Source organism: Paenibacillus sp. WLX1005 (assembly GCF_046603685.1).
Lineage (GTDB): Bacteria > Bacillota > Bacilli > Paenibacillales > Paenibacillaceae > Saccharibacillus.
Genome location: NZ_CP176756.1, coordinates 2,215,005 through 2,232,880, shown reverse-complemented (window position 1 = coordinate 2,232,880; position 17,876 = coordinate 2,215,005). Strand labels below are relative to the sequence as shown.

Here is a 17,876-nt window from a genome sequence, read left to right as displayed (position 1 = left end):
GTTAAGAGCATCCACTCCTTCTGAAGTAGAACTCATTCCATTTTTGGAAGCGATTGCATCTTTTATTCATTTCCATTACACTATCCGTATACTTTTGAAAGGGGTTTTGGATTGAATACAACAACATATGAAGGACTAATTGTTCGACCGTTCCAACAATCGGATCTGCCTTTACTTGGCGAATTGTATGAGAATATTATGCAATGCGAAGATACGGTATTCTGGTGGGTTGGTGAACCTGCCAACTGGAGCAATGTATACGGCGCGTTTGCCAACGGGAAAATGCTCGCCAAAGGTCAAGTCGACATCGTAAGCACCATCACTTCTGGCTTCGTTAGTGAGCATTATCATGCGATCTATCTGAACCTTAAAACAGTTGTAGAATGCCAATCGCATGACGAGGTACTGAATCCGTTATATCTATCTCTTTTAGCAAGAGCCAAGCAATTAAAAGCTACACTACCTACTACATACCCGACTATGCTGTGCGTCGGTAATTATGCAACCGAGACAGAAAATAATGCGTTTTTTCAAAACAAGCAATATCGTTATTTGAATAGCCAGTTTCATATGATTCATCATTTTGTAAGTCCGCTGCCTGACATTTTGTTGCCAGAAGAACTGGAATTTCAGCACTGGTCGATATCAACACTGGCAGAACAGCAACAGTATTTGGAGATTGATAAGAGCATCTGGCCAGAAGCGCCAATTGGGTTGGAGCAATTGAATGAAAATCAGCAACAACCGCTGTGGACAAGCATGGTTGTGCGTCATCAGGGGCAACCGATCGGCGGGCTTATGGTATGGAAGGAAGATGATGAAGGCGTGATCGAAGATGTCTGGGTGCATCCCCACTGGCGTAAACGAGGCATTGCCCGTTATCTGCTGACACAGGCGCTTCATTATATTCAGCATCATCATCTGTCTGCTGCCACCCTGACTGTGCTTACGAATAATACCAATGCGTTGTCCTTGTATCAATCTGCCGGATTCGAGATAGAAAAGGAAGAAGTTCGCTATGGCATACTACTAGACTGATATCAACAACGATTATGTATAAAACCAATCTAAACAGCCCCTTTTCGAGATGGAAAAGAGGCTGTTTGCTTCATATTTTATGCTATCTTTTATACTTTCATACTAGCGTATGACTGATTTTATACTACGGTGTCGCTGATTACGACGATAAACCCATTCTTCCAAGCACGATCCAACTGGATCATAGTCAATTTTGCAATGTCTTGCTTTGTCACATACCAGCGGTTGGCTGTCACATCATGAAGTAGTTTAGCAGGAAGGTTTTTCGATGAATCATTTTCTATATTCGACACGAGATTATACGTATCATATTGAGCAATTGTCTTGCCTTTTGTATCCAGAAATTCATATTGGGCATTCTTCGAGTACGAACCCGGAATATCAAGTGTATACTGCCAAGAGAAATGCTCCGGTGCTTGCACCTGCTTGCCTTTATTGGAAGTCAGAATGTGATACAGCTGTGTATTGTAAGCATTACCGTATACTTGCTCTACAACGCCGCCCATCGTCATATGGTATTCGTATTGGGTAGCTTTGATTTTGGCGCTACCGATCCACAGCGGTTGACTGTCGATCGTGATGATATTACGGCTATAACCGACTGTAGCACCCATCGTCTCTGCAACGAATCGCAAAGGAACATAGGTTACTCCTTTGCTGATGTATGGCTTGGCGTCTAGCTTGATCGTTTTACCGTTTTGAACTGCTTTTGTATTGCCGGGCTGTAACATAATCTGCTTGTCAGCTTGTATGATCTGAATACCATTCTTCGTCTGTTGTGCAGTTGCGCCGAGACTTTCACTGACAGCACGCAGTGGCACCATCATATGATTGTTTTTCATTTCCGGCTTGACGGTTGCTGTTACGTCGATACCATCAATCCGAAGATCGGGCGCGGTCGTAGCCGCTTGCGCTGGGATCGAAGATACTAGACTTAGCAACATAATGAAAAAGATAGCACATATCTGTTTATTCATCCGTATAACTCCTCTGCTACTGTAGTATGTAGTTGCACAATAACAGACGTATATAAATGTAAAATGTTTCTTATTAGTTAATTATTTTGAAAAACGAGAAATATCATCTATTGCTGAATCTGCATGACCGCGCACGAATTCGCTTGTATCTTGCAATGCTTTTTCAATAATAGGCAGTACTCGTGCTTGATCAAGCGTACCATGAATACGCGCAATATGTCCCAAGCCAAGAATCGCTATACCACGCACATTTTCATTATCATGTTGCGAATATTGAAGCATATATTGTTGTGCAAATGCTCCATCGTGCGCATTCATGGACAGCGCAAGTAATCCGTTTACGATCTGCTCTGGATCGTTTGATTGAATCATTTGGATGGCTTTGTGATTCTGCTCTATGTTTCTACTACGACGTTCCATCTGTTCATGAACAAGCATAGCCAATCTATCTTCAAGTAAAATAATGCGATTCCAACGATCCTCTGTGTCGCTTACATTATTCAACTGATCCATTTTCTTCATAAGCATTTGTTTTAATGAAACCACTTTTGCTATATGCTGCGGATCATCAGGCAACTTGGACTCGTGATGACGATACATTATATAATATTTTTTGAAATTTCTACGAGCTTCTGTCAATGAATAATCGCCGTTCGGACCTCCTTTGATCTGATCAGCATTATAATCATCCTGACCATCATCTTCCCAATCGCATAAATAGCAAATATCCCAGCTCTTTGGCTCATCCAATGTTGAATATCCACAGCATGGACAGTTATATCGTTCCATATCGCAGACTCCTTTCGTTTTACAAAGCAGACTGATTTCAACTAAACATAAACCATTTTGTTTCTGCTTTCTATATCTATATCAGTCTACTATACATATTTATCAAATTTTCATATGATATCTTAAAAATCACCAAATGTTAGATGCTTCGTCCAATACAGCGATTAGCATGCCGATTATGTAGATGCGTATAAAGACGATTTACAACAAAAGACGCGCTTGGCAATATGATTGCATACCGCTTGAATATTCACAATCCAATGTACGATCTGCTTTAATATGACAAAGGTTACTGTTCCTAATATAGCTCCTTACTTGAGAATCCGCACTGATATCGATCAGGGAGACACTGCATTCATTGCGGAAGTCAATCTCGCGCTAGCGCTCAACATTACACAGTCGCGAAAGATATAGATTTTGAAACGATTTGGGATTCAGATCACACGACTGCTGAACCTACCGAATGTTATCTTATCGATATACTGATCTTGCAATTATATATTCTAGCGATCGCAGTTATAGAGCAAAGAGCCTTTTCCTATTTCAACTTTCTACTTCCAATGCTCCAACCCATACAATGCCGTCTTTAATCCAATAGAGCGTATCTGCTTGTCCAGCGGATATTACAGACTCTGCATGGTAAGCTTTATGCTGAATATGCAAGATATCACTCGGCTGTCTCAAATTCATTTCTACATCCCGTTGTAAATCCAGCAATGATTCATATGCCGTATCGATACAAGTTTCCCATTGAAAATCATTGATACCCGGTACCATAGCGTAATGATGTGACAACTTAGCTTTATCGGTAGCCTTTTCAAATGTGTGATCGTAAAAATGTAATTGATCTCGACAAGCCACTACAATTTGCGAGTTGATAAAATGAGGCGCATACAGCCATATTTTCAGATAATACGGTTCTTGTAGTTGCTTCATCTGATCATCCCAACTGTAATAAACCTCCATCATTGCTGCTAGCAACAACCGAGCATACCAGCCCGGCGGATTACGCCGATCCAACCGATAAAAGGGATCAATCCACAGCTTGACATAGTCTCGCTGGTAAGAAGTGATATAGTCCATATCCAGTTTTATGTAACGCTGCTTCCACTCTTCAATCTGCTTCACCTTACGCTTCCAGCCACGTATTTTCTTTGTATTAGTTATCATCTTATCAGTCCTTTAATTTTTATTTCAATAGATATAATTCGGCTTCATACGATCACCAATCTGCGATTGTATCCTCTAAATGTTCTGGAGTTTACGTCTAGCAAATGCCCTTGTATCTTCATGACTATCATACAAACACTGTTGCAATATGTGATCTGTCAGCATATTTTGGTCATACATTTTACGAACCAGATCATAACGGCAATGTGAACATAGGGTTGTACGGTACATATACATAAATAGTTGTGAGGTCATCTGATTGGAACGATTGTTCAACAGCTTTTTTGCACTCATAAATACGCTGTGCCATTCTCCAGTTGCATAGGAAATGGATAAACTTTTGATTCCTTTATATAACATAGGTTCATCGCCCGGACGATAGCAGGAACACAATAATTCTAGTACATTAGCAGCTTCTTTTTGCTGATGTAGTACATTCAATGCGTAATCCCGAACCTGCTCGATAGGAAGGTGCTGCATCATTGTAAAGGCAATCTCCCTCAAATCTACTTGCTTATGCTCTGCCAGTTGAAAAATCCAATCTGGATGTAACGGAAAAGGCACTTTGCGAAATGTCCATAACAACTCCAATTGAATACGTGGATCAGTTTCTTGTACGGCAACATTCGCTAAAGTAATCAAATCAGCATCAGAAGCAATCTTGGCAAAACGCAGCGAAATTCCCCGTGCAAAACCGATACGCGCTGCATTCAACACATCCTGCAATGTTACAGAAACAGTACTGTCGGTCGAACGAGCAATAAAGTAGGAACTCGTAACAACATCAAAAAAAGCTTTGATATTATCCTGCTGCTCAGCATGTTTCTCAAGATATGTAACTACTCTTTGCTTTCCAAATTTGGATTCGGCATTACAGTAAAACCATGAGAATTGCAACGATGCTTGTTTGGTATGAATCTTCTCACCGAGCTCTGCAACAATTTTCTCAAAAGCCGTAAATCCATCTAATGAAGTTAGACATATACAAAGTACTTCTAAGTTATCTTCTTGAAAGGAAGCAGAATATCGAGAACATGTTTCGAGTAACGAATCATACTTTTCATACATTGCTTTTTTAGCTTGGATACTGCCATCCGCAGCAAAAGAATAGACAAGCTCACATATTTGATCAAACGCACTTGAATCTTTGGGACTTTTCATAAATGTATGTATAATTTCACTCTCAAAATATGCACTGTCTTCATACAGCTTAATCGCTTGGTACAAAAATTCGCTTCGTCCGCCTTCACTCTGCATATCGTAACAGGTATTGTGCAGACATGCCCATAATACAATATCTTTGTACTGCTCACGATTGGACGTTCGTTGCAATTCCATAAACGAACTGCCTAATCCGCGCTTGAATTCCTGTTTAAATCGGGTTCTACTCCATTTCTTTTCTCTCAAATACACTTCTCCTTTTTCGATCAGACTATATTTTATGTTAAAGATTAAAGCATCATATTAAGGCAAGCAATTGTTCCCCACGTTTGCTGTAATGAGTCAGATGTACCTTTAACATATCCTCTTGCTCTGTCTTTATTAATTCTAGCGTCTTTTGCGTAAAATTCCAATTCAAACAACCCGTTAACCATGTCAACGATCGCAATCGTAGTCGATCATTTGAAGTGAGCATGTTATCAGCACCATATCCTTGTAAGAAAGATTGCGCTAGCACAGGTGACATCATGTGCGCACCGATTCCATCTATTCTGGAATACCATTTGATCAACCAAGCCAATCCTTCCAATCGATCCGTATACGTAATCGATTCAAAATCAACGATGCCTGTAATCTGCTTATGATCATCCCAAAGAATATTTAACGGATTAAGATCAGATTGAACAATGAATTCATACACATGCGTGCTCGCCTGTTCCAAATGATACTCCACCTGATGCATATACTTTTTTAATAACTCATTCGTTAACAGTACATGTGCATCAGCACACTGAATCATTTTATTGTAAAATTCCGTATACCCCTGCACATGAGACTGCCTTGGAAAACGACTCGTTTCGAATGCAGTAGATACATGATATAACTTGCGTGTAAATACACCAAACGCTCGCGAAACAGCTGTATCCCCATGGGTAATATGCTGTCCTTCCATCCATTCAAAAAGCAAAAATCGCCATATTTCCCCACCTATAGCTACAACCACAAAAAAATCTCCGTGTATTGTTGCTACTGGCTTCATAAAGGGAATTTCTGCATCGATTAGAAAGTTGCAAAACCTCATTTGCTCATGTAATACTTCGTCGGACAGCTTTATAAAAGCATCTGTTTCATATCGCTGAGTACCAACAAATCTTGCAGCATAATATCTATGATCAATATAAATCTGGAAATGCAAATCGCCATGCCAGTTGCTCGAATGCAGTTCTTTTACGATTTTCAGATTCGTTAAATCCAATGTATAGTCTTTTAAAGCTGTTTGCAGGATTTCGATTGGATTCATTGCATCCTCCTAATTGGTAATGTTGTAACATAAACATCTTGCATATGCTTTTAGCTGGTATTTATTATCGTACATACACAAACAAGATCCCTCATATACAACATCAGATGGATCTTGTTTGTTTCCTTTATTCTATTCCCAACATGTGCATTTGAATTCATACCAAGCATAAGCGAATGACGAAGATACGAGGACTCTTTGTACATTCTCGGCTCTTCGTCTCTTTATTCTTTATTACTTCTAACCAACAACGTCACAGCTTCCACATGACTCGTCTGTGGGAACATATCCACCGGCTGTACCCACTGAATTTCATACCCACCATCCAGCAGCACTTTGCAATCCTTTGCCAGTGTTGACGCATTACATGATACATACACCATCCGCTTCGGCTTTGTTCTCAGCACCGTATCCAGAAACTGACGATCCAGCCCTGTTCGCGGCGGATCGGCGATGATGACGTCAGGAGTCAGTCCTTTTTTCACCCAACGCGGCAGCAGTTCTTCCGCTTTACCAACATGGAATGTAGCATTGTCGCGTCCGTTACGACTGGCATTTTGCCTTGCATCCTCGACAGCTTCGGCAATCGTTTCGATACCGTGCACTTCTTTCGCATATGGAGCAAGCCACAGTCCAATCGTGCCCGTACCACAGTAAGCATCAACCACCGTTTCTTTGCCTGTTAGTCCAGCAGCAGCGCGAACGGATTCGTACAATTTTACTGTCTGCTGTGGATTCAATTGGAAAAAGGCTCGCGGTGACAGAGCAAATTCCAGATCGCCGAGCGATTCTAACATCGTATCCTGACCCCACAATGTGGCGGTATGATCGCCGAAGATCAGCGACGTTTTCTTGTTGTTGACGTTGATCGAGATTCCGGTCATTTCCGGCAATGCCAGACGCAGGTTACGAATCAGATCATCCTGACGCGGCAGACGCGTGCTGGTCGTAATCAATGTAATTTGCAGTTGATTGGACTGAAATCCATACCGTACCACAATCGTACGAACGCCATCGCGTGCACCGCTGTCTTTGTGCAGAGGGATTTGTAGTTCTTCCAGGGCAGCTTTGACTGTTTCGATTGTACTATTCACTTTCGGATGCTGGATAGGGCAGCCGCTGATGTCGACGATATCGTGGCTGTTCATTTCGTACAGCCCTGCAATCACATGCTCCTGCTTATCACGTCCAGTTTGCAGCTGCGCTTTGTTGCGGTATGCCCACGGATGCTCCATACCAAGCATAGGCTTGATTTTCACCTGCCCAAGTTCGGTGTAGCGGTTAAACGCTTCGCGTACAATGTCCGTCTTTGCCTGCAACTGACCTTTATAGGACAGATGCTGGATCTGACAACCGCCACATACGTTGAACACCGGGCATGGTGGCTCGACGCGTTGTTTGGATCTTTTCTCGATGCCAGTAACCGTCGCTTTGATGAATTTGGGCTGCGTTTCGGTAACGCTCGCTTTGATCACTTCATCTGGCAGTGCACCTTCGATAAAGACTGCTTTGCGGCGGTAATAGCCTACGCCTTCGCCATTGATACCAAGACGTTTGATTGTAACTACGATTTTGTCGCCAGCGCGTAGTTCCTCGGCATTGTCGCGGTTAACCGGCTTGGTAACAGATTTATTTTTAGACTGCGTAAATGTACTTGGTTGTCGCTGGTTGCTGTCAGCTGGTTTATGGTTTGGCTTCTTTTTGGTAAACGGTTGTGACTTAGGCTTACCGCTACCAGAAGGTTGGCGGGACTGGGATGTACTTTTTTCCGAACGCGGTGCATTGGTGTTAGAGCGATTGGTGGAATGCACCGCTTTGGAGTTGGGATTGCTTCCGGACGATGGGTTGGGTTTACGAGATTTGCTCTGTGCGGGCGATTGAGATTGTGGTTTATGGTTAAGGCTCCCTTTGCTGGAGCGCTGCTTATCTGTCATGATGCTAATTCTCCGTTCCGTTTCATGGAATATTGTCGTGTCCCATCTTACCATAAACGGCGGCGCGGGTTAACCAGAGATTGTTATTTGGATGGAATAGAATAGCTACAATCGCTATTTGCTCTGTTTCCCGTTGCTTGGTTCCATGTGGATTCTTATGAACGTATGTATACGCAGTACAATCATAGCTGGTTAGTATGAACTCGTTGGCAAATTGATTTGGATTGATTAGAGACTTGCCTACCGCTATATGAGTCTGGCTACATAGCATTGCATTTACAGTCGGAACAATGGTTCGTCGTATTGCTGATACCGGTAAGTGAACGGACGAATCGTATACACTGTGATGCCATAAATGATGGGCAAAGACAATAAGATGGCATTCGACGCATGACAGATGAGTAGAATAAAGAAGAGTAGGAATTGTATACTTATCGCAATCACAAATACACGTGTTCGTGCTTTGCTAGTCGGATACAGATCGGCATAGCATTTCAGACACATTCGTGTGTAGACAGGTCGATCCAATGGTCCTTCGTCATATGCCAGCTTCCAAGATTCTTTCCATGTATACTGATGATGGCAGTTCGGGCATGTTGGTAGATGAAGTTTCATATAACTCCTCCTTTTATCTATATTTTATCATAGATGGATGTATCGGATACACTTGCATGCTTAGAAGAATGGTATCTAGGTATGTATAAGTAGTGCACTTATAACGTAAACTTTTCTGATCATTTTTTTGAAAAAACAGGCAGTCACCATTGTAGGTGACCGCCTGTTTCGATATGTTCTAATTTACATTTAATATGATTGTGGAATTGTACTTTTTTCTGTACCCTCGTGCTTGAAATCAACCGTTATATTCGCTAATCCATTCGGTTTTCTCGGCAAATGGTGTACGTTTGCTAGTCAGATCAGTACGTTCCGGTACGCCTAGGTAAATAAAGCCAAGCATTTTGCCTGTTTCGCTCAGACCGAAAGCTTTATTCATTTCTTGGTGATAACAAGGCTCACCACTTCTCCATACAGCGCCAAGACCCAGCTCGTGAATCTCTAGCAGCATATTCTGAATCGCTGCAAAGACGGCACCGTATTCTTCCAGTTCAATAATCTTAGCGTTATCGACTGGCTCTACGGCTACAGCGATAATGATCGGCGCACGCTCCACTTTGCTGCGAGCAGAAGCGGCTTTCTCGTCGTCTGCACCTTGAGCACGAGCGACATTAGCAAGAGCATCGCCCAGTTTATACCGACCGTCTCCTTCCAATACGAAAAACTTCCAAGGTTCCGTCAAACGATGATTCGGTGCCCAGATGCCTGCTTCCAGAATCTGTTTGATCTGCTCATGTGCAATTGCATCGGGTTTCACTTTACCAACCGAGCGACGATTACGAATTGTTTCAGATATAGACATGGATATTCCTCCTTGATAATCATTCTCAATGAATACCTATTATGTATTGTACACCAATTGCGAACAAATCTCTAATCTTCCGTAAAACCCCAAACCCGCCCTCACGATCCCAATGACCAGCACACGGTAGTAAATCGTATGTGTGATGTGTACGCTTGTCACTTTACAAGGCTTAGTTGTACATGGGGATTTGCACCCCGGGATTGCCCCGCATCCCCCTTCAAGTTCCAACTTGACCAGTTGGCGGTTCGTGCTCGCTTCATTGTGGGTCGCTACCTGCTTACGGAAGAGATCGATTATTCCTCTAACACATCAGTTAACCAGTTCAACTCCTGCACACGTGTATCCAGTTGACGATAGTCTTTGGCAAGTTGATCGACTTGTCGCTGAAGCGCAGCAATATCGACCGTAGAAAGGAATTTGATCTCAGAACGCGTAAACCGATCCTGTCGTACGCTCGCCGATTGGATCAGCTCCGATAGCGCATTGCGATGCAGGGATAATATATCCCGGTCTGTCAGCGCATCTGCTAGTGTGCGTTGATCGTCAAACGCCGTCTGTGCATTCGTTCGATTGATCCGGCGAATCAACGAACCGAGCTGATACAGCAGTTCCTGCAATTCACGCAACAGTTCGGCTGGCTGCTCCGCAGGTTGTTCGCCCTCTTGAATCTTTGCATTCAAATTCAATCGCGATTTGACCTGTTCTACACGTTTCTGTATATCGGATCGTACAATCAATGCTTCTGCCAATCTCAAGCGAATCACCTCATCCTTATATGTATATTCATTATTCGGCAAAGTTAGAATTGTATAGTATTATAGTTACACCTAATGGTACATTGCAAATCAGTGAATACGATTCTCTGCAATGGCACCACGTATGCTAGCAATTTCATTTTCACTTTACAGGAGGTTTATATTGACTATGGCTAAGGAAATTGAACGCAAATATTTACTTACCGGCTATCCAGATGATCTAACTATTGCACGTACACAGGAGATTGATCAGACGTATCTTGCTTCTACCGAGAACGAATCGCTGCGTGTGCGCCGACTACTCAGTAACGGCGAAGAAACCTTTACCATGACTCATAAAGCAGGTTCCGGCATCTCCCGCGATGAAACGGAATTTCAGATCGGCAGCGAACTGTACGAGCAATTGACTTCACGCTTACACGTCATTCCCTTGAAGAAAACACGGCATAAAGTAAAATGGGATGGTCATGCGTACGATCTGGATATTTACCACAATACCGTGCAGCAAGGGCTTATTACTATTGAGATTGAATTTGACAGTGAAGAGCAATTTCATGCCTACACCGCACCTGACTGGTTTGGCGAAGATGTTACCGGGCAATCGCAATATGTAAACAGTCAGCTATGGGAACAGATTCAACAGCACCACAACTAAGTGTAGTTAAACATCTATCATCATTACCTCAAGCAATATATTCATTATTGGTTCCACTATTGCTAATCTAAAAGATGGCTACTGCAATCACTATCATGCAGTAACCATCTTGACCTTGCAAAAGTATTATCCATTTCCTTGTTCCAGACTGCGAATCTCATCCAGCATGGAGCCGGGGTTCGTATACGGACATTCGCCGGTAAAATACCAATCGCCCAGCATGAATAGTAGTTCATACACATCGCGATAGTAATCGTCTGGATACGGATTGGCATGTCGGAACGCTTCATGGGATGACCAATTTTGAATAAAATGAATGACGAACCACAATTCACCTGCTGTCTTGCGATTCAATTGAGCGGCATTTTCAACAGAGATGATGTATTCGTACATTTGCTTCAGCAATGTTAGCACATGCTGTGGTTCCCAGCACAGATCGACTCGTAATTTTAAAATAAACGATCCTTGCTCTCCATCGAGTTCATGTTGTAGTTGCGGTGGTGGCATAGCTGCCAACCCTTGACGGCGCGCACCGTCAGGTTGTTGCTGCATGGGATCGGGAACGTCTTCGTTATTGTCATTATCAAAATCCGGTCTTCGTGTCATCATATAATCTCCTGTCTGTCGATGGATTCAGAATGGAATACATTGCTTCTTCATGATGAGAACATTCATTATGTACATACAAAGTACGCCTACGGTATAACGAAACAAATCAGCTACCAGAAATCCGTGTCCTAACACCAGTGCGCCAATTGTCGTAGCGCGAATATCATTGATCCAATCTGCTTGATACAACTGACTGCATTCTATTCCATAGCTCAATAGCAAGGCTCCTAGCAATGAAAAGATTGCACTGCGCGGTACGGTCAATACACGTAACCCCCAGTAGATCATGCCTGCCCATAACGCATCTCCTATTTGTTCTGCCAGCCATGTTGGCAGTATATGATCATACCGACGCGATGCCAAACCGAGCAACATTGTTAGCAGAGTAGTTATACTATAGATCATACGCCATTTGTTATTGTTAGGATAATAACGTAATTGGCGATGATTCCTTTGGCAAAATGAAGACGAATGTTGATGAAGATTCGATTGCTGATTACTTCTGAAATGTGAATCAGGATTATTCATGCTATAGTCACCTACCGTTTTGCTTTACTTGTTTTATTATTTAATAGAAGGAATTCATATGCATGATATGTGTATCGAAATATAGTTGGACACTTTTTTTACTGTTACTTTTCTCATTATACCCGTTCGTAAAGTGAGATTCGAATAAGGGAACAAAGTACGAGCATATTACTATTATGAATTTTTCATGTATTGAAATTATAAATATAGTGATAGATCGTTTGAAAAGAGCCAAAATAGACACAGGAAAAGTCGGCGGAACCTGTTAAGGTTCTTCGCCGACTCCACTATTCCTATCGCTCGTAGTCATTTGTATAGGGAAGCGCATTGATCTGATTGGTGAATTGATGGCTACAAATACGAACGATTTCGTCTTCAATCTAGACGCATATTACTTGCTTGCACCCTGTTGCTGTAGTGCGAATACTTCGTCAATATGTTGAATATGTTGCGGAGATAACTGCACATCCAGTGTCTTCAGGTTGTTATGCAGTTGACGTGTATCTTTGGTACCTGGAATGACGACATCAATCGGTGCACGAGTTAGATACCAGGCGAGTACCACATTGGCTACTTCGGTATTCAGCTCTTTAGCAATCTGATGCAAGTGCTCGATTTTAGCTAGATTTTTCTCATAATTGCCGTCCTGGAACAGCGGCTTTTTCTTCTGACTATCGCTTAGCTGCGTATCCTTGTTATATTTACCACCCAGCAGACCAGATGCCAATGGGAAGTAAGGAACAAATGATATTTTGTTTTGGATCAGATATGGGAAGTATTCCTGCTCCACTTCGCGTTCCAGCAAATTGTAATTGGATTGCAGCACATCTACATCGCCATGAATATTCGCTTCTTTGAGCTGTTTCAAGGAGAAGTTCGATACGCCGATAGAGCGGATTTTGCCCTCTTCTTTCAGCTTTTTCAATTCGCCGATGGCTTCGTCTTTTGGCGTGTGCTCATCTGGGAAATGAATATAATAGAGATCAATATGATCGGTTTGCAGACGCTTCAAACTATTCTCCACCTGCGAACGCAGAAATGCGGGCGAATTATCAATTGTCGTCTGACCATCTTCGCCGATCTTATGTGCACCTTTGGTTGCGAGTACAACACTGTCGCGCTTGCCGGTTTCCTTAAGTACTTCGCCAATCAAGCGCTCCGAATGCTCAGGACCATAAATATAAGCAGTATCTAGGAAATTAATGCCCAGATCCAGCGCTTCACGAACGATATGTTTACCATCTTCGTCATTCAGGTTGGGGAACAGATTATGACCGCCAACCTTATTTGTTCCAAGTCCAATCGGTGTTACGAGCAGATCTGTGGTGCCAATACGTACTTGCTGTCTCATTCTGTACAATCTCCTTTCCGTCCTGCACGATATAGTTTGACTCACGTCGTCTATCATTGTATGATCCGCGTTATGATTCCTGTTTCATTATGATGAAGTTGAATGCGTACATTCGGAAACGGATCAGATATCTTAATGGATAAACGCTACGCAAGCTGTAACTTTTAATACCCTTGTTACTTTTTCGCTAAACATATCAAAAAGGAACAATCGACTATGCTGTCAGGACATAGGGATTGTTCCTTATCGGTTATTTACTAGTATGGACACGTATCTATTTGATATATGCCCTTACTTTGGTATAAGCTACAATAATCTGGTGTGAATCCGTTACACTTATCTTTTCGAATCTGATATTTTTAGCCTTTTCACGCAGGATTACCGCCTGACGTATTTGTAACCGAAGCATCTGCATCTTTGCCAAATGAACGGAATTTCTGTTCCACTTGCTCCAGTGTCAGCCCTCTTGTTTCAGGTAGGAACTTGATAATAAAGCCGAGAGCACCTACACCTAGCACCACAAACACATAAAATGTCCACGATAGTCCAATACTACCTGTCAAGATCGGGAACAGCAATCCAACCGAAAAGTTAACCATCCAGCTACAAAATACACTGATTCCCATACCGAAGCCGCGTAAACGTTGCGGGAATACTTCAGACAACATCAACCAAGTTACTGGCGATACTGCACCTTGTTGGAAGGCGAGGAATGTGACGGTCAATCCTAGAATGACGTATGGCAGAGCTGCTGTACCAGCCAGCATGTTGGAAAAGATCGCGATCAACAGCAATGCTGTTGTCGTACCGGCAAGACCTGTAATCAGCATCGGACGACGACCGACACGACCGACAAGCCACATGCCCAGGAAAGTTGCTGCCACCGAGATGACGCCATTCGCGATATTCCCGATAAGCGCCGCATTGGTTCCGAAACCGGACTCACGTAAAATTTCTGTACCATAATACATGATGGAGTTTACACCCGTAATCTGTTGTACAACTCCGATTCCGATACCAATCAGGACGATCCGGCGAATCCATGGCGTAGCCAGATCGCGGAAACTTGCCTGTTCTGTCTCTTCTTGCGCTTCTGCATTGGTTTTGATTTCGTTCAATTCGCGTTTTGCCTGTTTGATACTCCGCATCCGTTTCAAAATCCCAAATGCACGTTTATGTTCATCCTGCGTAACGAGCCAGCGCGGGCTTTCCGGTACACGGAACATACCGATAAACAGGAACACTGCTGGAATCGCCGCCATCGCCAGCATATAACGCCAGATATGACCGTTGTGACCAAGTGTAGTGCCGAGAATGGCATTGAAGATAAAAGCGAGCAGCTGACCGCTAACAATCATCAGCTCATTCCGTGTGACGATACCGCCGCGTTGACTCGCAGGGGCAATCTCTGCCAGATACGACGGTACGGTAACCGATGCACCACCAACAGCCAGACCGAGAATCAAGCGACAGACGACCATAATCGGGACATTGGGCGCCAGTGCCGATCCAATGGTTGCACAGAAAAATAATACAGCCAGATAGCGAATACTTTGTCTGCGACCAATCGCATCCGCAAGTCGACCGCCGAATACAGCGCCGAATGCAGCTCCTAAGAGCAGAGAACTTGTTACCATACCTTCCGTTAACGATGTCAGGTTTAGCTGATCTTTGGCAGACATGAACGGCAGTGCACCGTTGATCACGCCTGTATCGTAACCGAACAACAAACCGCCAAGTGTGGAAATGAGAATAACTTTGCGTAGAAATGCCTTGCGACTTGCTTCATCGTTTTGTTCATTTTGAATCGTACTCATCAAACCACTCCTGTTTTCTGTATGTACCAACACGGCAATGACAACAACAATTGAAGACGTCAAGCGCTGCATTAGCCTGTCAGTGGAAGTATAAAAACATTAGCGGCTACTCGTCAATTGCCTGAATAGATAGTTATGCTTGTTCTATCGAATCTATTCTCCCGACAACTGATGGATCTTCCGCCAAACTGCTTTTTCCTGCAAATGAATATATTTTGATTATGTGATGATAGATTTACCCATTATATCATTTCAAATATACTCATCAGCAATCATCTATGTGTAAATATAACCAGTCTAGCATAGTTCTAATCATACCTTGCTTGCCGTCTTCGCATTTCGTACTACCTGCTCATATACAAGTAGCCGCATGAATGTATCATGCGGCTACTTGTATATTTACTTCTTCTTGTATATTCAATTCTTTGGGTGCAACGTAACCAGCCCTAGGATTACAATCTAAACCGTCCCATTGCAATGGTGTTGTAATAATTGCCATCCGTGAGCAAGCGATCTCGCTTTAAGACACCTTCAATCTCAAAGCCTACTTTTTTGTACATATCGATTGCTTTTACATTCGTTTCGATCACATGAAGCGTCATCTTTTGAATACCAGCTTCATCGGACCAAGCTACTGAACGATCTAACAGTTGTCTACCGATTCCATGTCCCCAGTAATCGCGAATCACACCAACGCCAAATTCCACCTTGTGTGCCATTCGGCTAAGCGGGCTTCCCTCGCAACGAGAGTAGCCAACAATACGCTCATTCGCTTCTGCCACTAGAAACAGATTGGTGGGATTGTCCTGATCACTTTGGATCAAGGCAGCGAAGCCCTCGGGGTCCATGTAGGCTTCACCACGACGACGATCCATATTTTCTGTTTCGCCGTCAATTTGTAGACGTACTTCTGCCAGATGATCTGCATCTTCCGGTTGGGCGCAGCGAATGACATAATTTAATCCTTTGATATCGTATACTTGCTCGCTAATCAGCATAGTAGAATTCCTCGTTTCCATCAATATAGGAACAAAAAGAGCTTCCCCAATGGAGGAAGCTCTTTTGTAGATCATAGGGATGTTATGTTGCCATATGCTCCATTAGCCTTCGATCAACAGTGTTTCTGGATCTTCCAGCAATTCTTTTACTTTTACCAGGAAGCTTACCGCTTCACTACCATCGATGATCCGGTGATCATACGACAGCGCGATATACATCATCGGACGGTTTTCCATACGTGTCTCGTCAATCGCAATCGGACGAAGCTGGATTTTGTGCATACCCAGAATACCGACCTGTGGCGCGTTCAAGATTGGTGTAGACAGCAAGGAACCGAATACACCACCGTTAGTGATCGTAAATGTACCGCCTTGCAGCTCGGACAATGCCAGGCTGTTATTGCGCGCTTTGGACGCGAGGCTGGCGATTTCTTTTTCAATACCGGCGAAGCCCAGACGATCTGCATCGCGAACGACTGGTACCACCAGACCTTCCTTCGCAGATACGGCAATACCGATATCGTAGTATTTTTTGATAATAACATCTTCACCATTGATTTCGGAGTTAACCATCGGATAAGCTTTCAGCGCACCGACAACTGCTTTGGTAAAGAAGGACATAAAGCCGAGACCGACATCATGTTTTTCTTTGAATTTGTCTTTGCGGCGTTTGCGCACATCGAGAATGGCAGTCATATCCACTTCGTTAAATGTGGTCAACATCGCAGCATTGTGCTGTGCTTCTACGAGACGATTCGCAATCGTACGACGACGACGCGACATTGGTACAACATCTGCTGGTTTCGCCGGATTGCTATCCGCTGCTGGTGCTTTTGGCGCTGGTGGAGCTGGTTTGCTTGGCGGTGCACCGAGGTTCGTAGGCTTGTCGTCATGCTTGCGTACATCATCATGCTTCACGCGTCCGATTGGGTCATTGCCCTGTACCGCGTTCAGATCGATGCCGCGCTCACGTGCCAGCTTGCGTGCTGCCGGTGTAGCGATCGTATCGCTGTCTGGTTTGCCTGCCGCTGCTGCCGCAGCCAGATCTGTTTTGGGCTCACGAGCTTGCTCGTTAGCTGGTGCAGCAGGTGCTTCCGGTTTGGCTGGTGGCGCTTCCGGTGCTTTAGGAGCGCCTGTACCCGCGCCGATCACACCGACTGATTCGCCGACTTGAACGGTATCGCCTTCCTGACGTGTGATCGATTCAATCACGCCATCTTCTTCGGCACTGATTTCCAGATTGACTTTGTCCGTTTCCAGTTCCAACAGAACATCGCCCTGGCTGACCGTATCCCCTTCTTTCACAACCCATTTTGATACGGTTCCTTCGGTGATTGATTCGCCCATTTCCGGTACTTTAATTTCACTCACAGC

Annotated in this window: 17 protein-coding genes; 2 read left to right on the top strand and 15 right to left on the bottom strand. The window is 43.5% G+C overall.

Annotation, left to right across the window (positions count from 1 at the left end; all coding sequences use genetic code 11):
- The first annotated feature begins 111 nt into the window (after positions 1-111).
- Entirely contained in the window at positions 112-1,038 is a 927-nt protein-coding gene (locus tag ACE3MZ_RS09715) for a GNAT family N-acetyltransferase (RefSeq protein WP_411346231.1), read from the top strand.
- Between the two features lie 119 nt (positions 1,039-1,157).
- On the opposite strand, the gene ACE3MZ_RS09710 is transcribed toward ACE3MZ_RS09715, so the two are convergent.
- From ACE3MZ_RS09710 to ACE3MZ_RS09670, 9 genes are all read right to left on the bottom strand, one after another.
- On the bottom strand, positions 1,158-2,015 hold the full coding sequence (locus tag ACE3MZ_RS09710; RefSeq protein ID WP_411346230.1) for a copper amine oxidase N-terminal domain-containing protein: 858 nt from the start codon (positions 2,013-2,015) through the stop codon (positions 1,158-1,160).
- A gap of 81 nt (positions 2,016-2,096) precedes the next feature.
- The gene (locus ACE3MZ_RS09705; protein ID WP_411346229.1) at positions 2,097-2,804 is read right to left on the bottom strand and encodes a CPCC family cysteine-rich protein; all 708 of its coding nucleotides are present in this window, start codon (positions 2,802-2,804) and stop codon (positions 2,097-2,099) included.
- A 543-nt stretch (positions 2,805-3,347) separates the two neighbouring features.
- Complete coding sequence (locus tag ACE3MZ_RS09700) at positions 3,348-3,974, bottom strand: hypothetical protein (RefSeq protein WP_411346228.1); 627 nt, start codon at positions 3,972-3,974, stop codon at positions 3,348-3,350.
- Between the two features lie 75 nt (positions 3,975-4,049).
- Positions 4,050-5,381: a hypothetical protein gene (locus ACE3MZ_RS09695; RefSeq protein WP_411346227.1), complete on the bottom strand. Its 1,332-nt coding sequence runs from the start codon at positions 5,379-5,381 to the stop codon at positions 4,050-4,052.
- A gap of 52 nt (positions 5,382-5,433) precedes the next feature.
- Positions 5,434-6,435, bottom strand: a complete 1,002-nt coding sequence (locus ACE3MZ_RS09690; protein ID WP_411346226.1) for a phosphotransferase enzyme family protein — start codon at positions 6,433-6,435, stop codon at positions 5,434-5,436.
- A 224-nt stretch (positions 6,436-6,659) separates the two neighbouring features.
- Positions 6,660-8,369, bottom strand: coding sequence for a 23S rRNA (uracil(1939)-C(5))-methyltransferase RlmD (gene rlmD, locus ACE3MZ_RS09685; protein ID WP_411346225.1), 1,710 nt, complete (start codon positions 8,367-8,369; stop codon positions 6,660-6,662).
- 276 nt (positions 8,370-8,645) lie between these two features.
- Complete coding sequence (locus ACE3MZ_RS09680; protein ID WP_411346224.1) at positions 8,646-8,984, bottom strand: TIGR04104 family putative zinc finger protein; 339 nt, start codon at positions 8,982-8,984, stop codon at positions 8,646-8,648.
- A gap of 238 nt (positions 8,985-9,222) precedes the next feature.
- Entirely contained in the window at positions 9,223-9,786 is a 564-nt protein-coding gene (locus tag ACE3MZ_RS09675) for a nitroreductase (protein WP_411346223.1), read from the bottom strand.
- Positions 9,787-10,082: 296 nt separating this feature from the next.
- Positions 10,083-10,544 (bottom strand): DIP1984 family protein, encoded by a 462-nt coding sequence (locus ACE3MZ_RS09670; RefSeq protein ID WP_411346222.1) that lies wholly within the window; start codon positions 10,542-10,544, stop codon positions 10,083-10,085.
- Between the two features lie 169 nt (positions 10,545-10,713).
- Between ACE3MZ_RS09670 and ACE3MZ_RS09665 the strand changes: the two genes are divergently transcribed.
- Entirely contained in the window at positions 10,714-11,199 is a 486-nt protein-coding gene (locus ACE3MZ_RS09665; protein ID WP_411346221.1) for a CYTH domain-containing protein, read from the top strand.
- A gap of 126 nt (positions 11,200-11,325) precedes the next feature.
- Here ACE3MZ_RS09665 and ACE3MZ_RS09660 read toward each other — a convergent pair whose 3' ends face one another.
- From ACE3MZ_RS09660 to odhB, 6 genes are all read right to left on the bottom strand, one after another.
- Positions 11,326-11,808, bottom strand: coding sequence for a hypothetical protein (locus ACE3MZ_RS09660; protein WP_411346220.1), 483 nt, complete (start codon positions 11,806-11,808; stop codon positions 11,326-11,328).
- Positions 11,809-11,832: 24 nt separating this feature from the next.
- On the bottom strand, positions 11,833-12,213 hold the full coding sequence (locus tag ACE3MZ_RS09655; protein WP_411346219.1) for a DUF2809 domain-containing protein: 381 nt from the start codon (positions 12,211-12,213) through the stop codon (positions 11,833-11,835).
- A gap of 514 nt (positions 12,214-12,727) precedes the next feature.
- Positions 12,728-13,687: an aldo/keto reductase gene (locus ACE3MZ_RS09650; protein ID WP_411346218.1), complete on the bottom strand. Its 960-nt coding sequence runs from the start codon at positions 13,685-13,687 to the stop codon at positions 12,728-12,730.
- Between the two features lie 368 nt (positions 13,688-14,055).
- Positions 14,056-15,504 carry a sugar porter family MFS transporter gene (locus ACE3MZ_RS09645; protein WP_411346217.1) on the bottom strand — a complete coding sequence of 483 codons (1,449 nt, stop codon included), beginning with the start codon at positions 15,502-15,504 and terminating at the stop codon, positions 14,056-14,058.
- Positions 15,505-15,956: 452 nt separating this feature from the next.
- On the bottom strand, positions 15,957-16,502 hold the full coding sequence (locus ACE3MZ_RS09640) for a GNAT family N-acetyltransferase (RefSeq protein WP_411346216.1): 546 nt from the start codon (positions 16,500-16,502) through the stop codon (positions 15,957-15,959).
- Positions 16,503-16,604: 102 nt separating this feature from the next.
- The gene (gene odhB, locus ACE3MZ_RS09635; RefSeq protein ID WP_411346215.1) at positions 16,605-17,873 is read right to left on the bottom strand and encodes a 2-oxoglutarate dehydrogenase complex dihydrolipoyllysine-residue succinyltransferase; all 1,269 of its coding nucleotides are present in this window, start codon (positions 17,871-17,873) and stop codon (positions 16,605-16,607) included.
- Positions 17,874-17,876 lie beyond the last annotated feature (3 nt).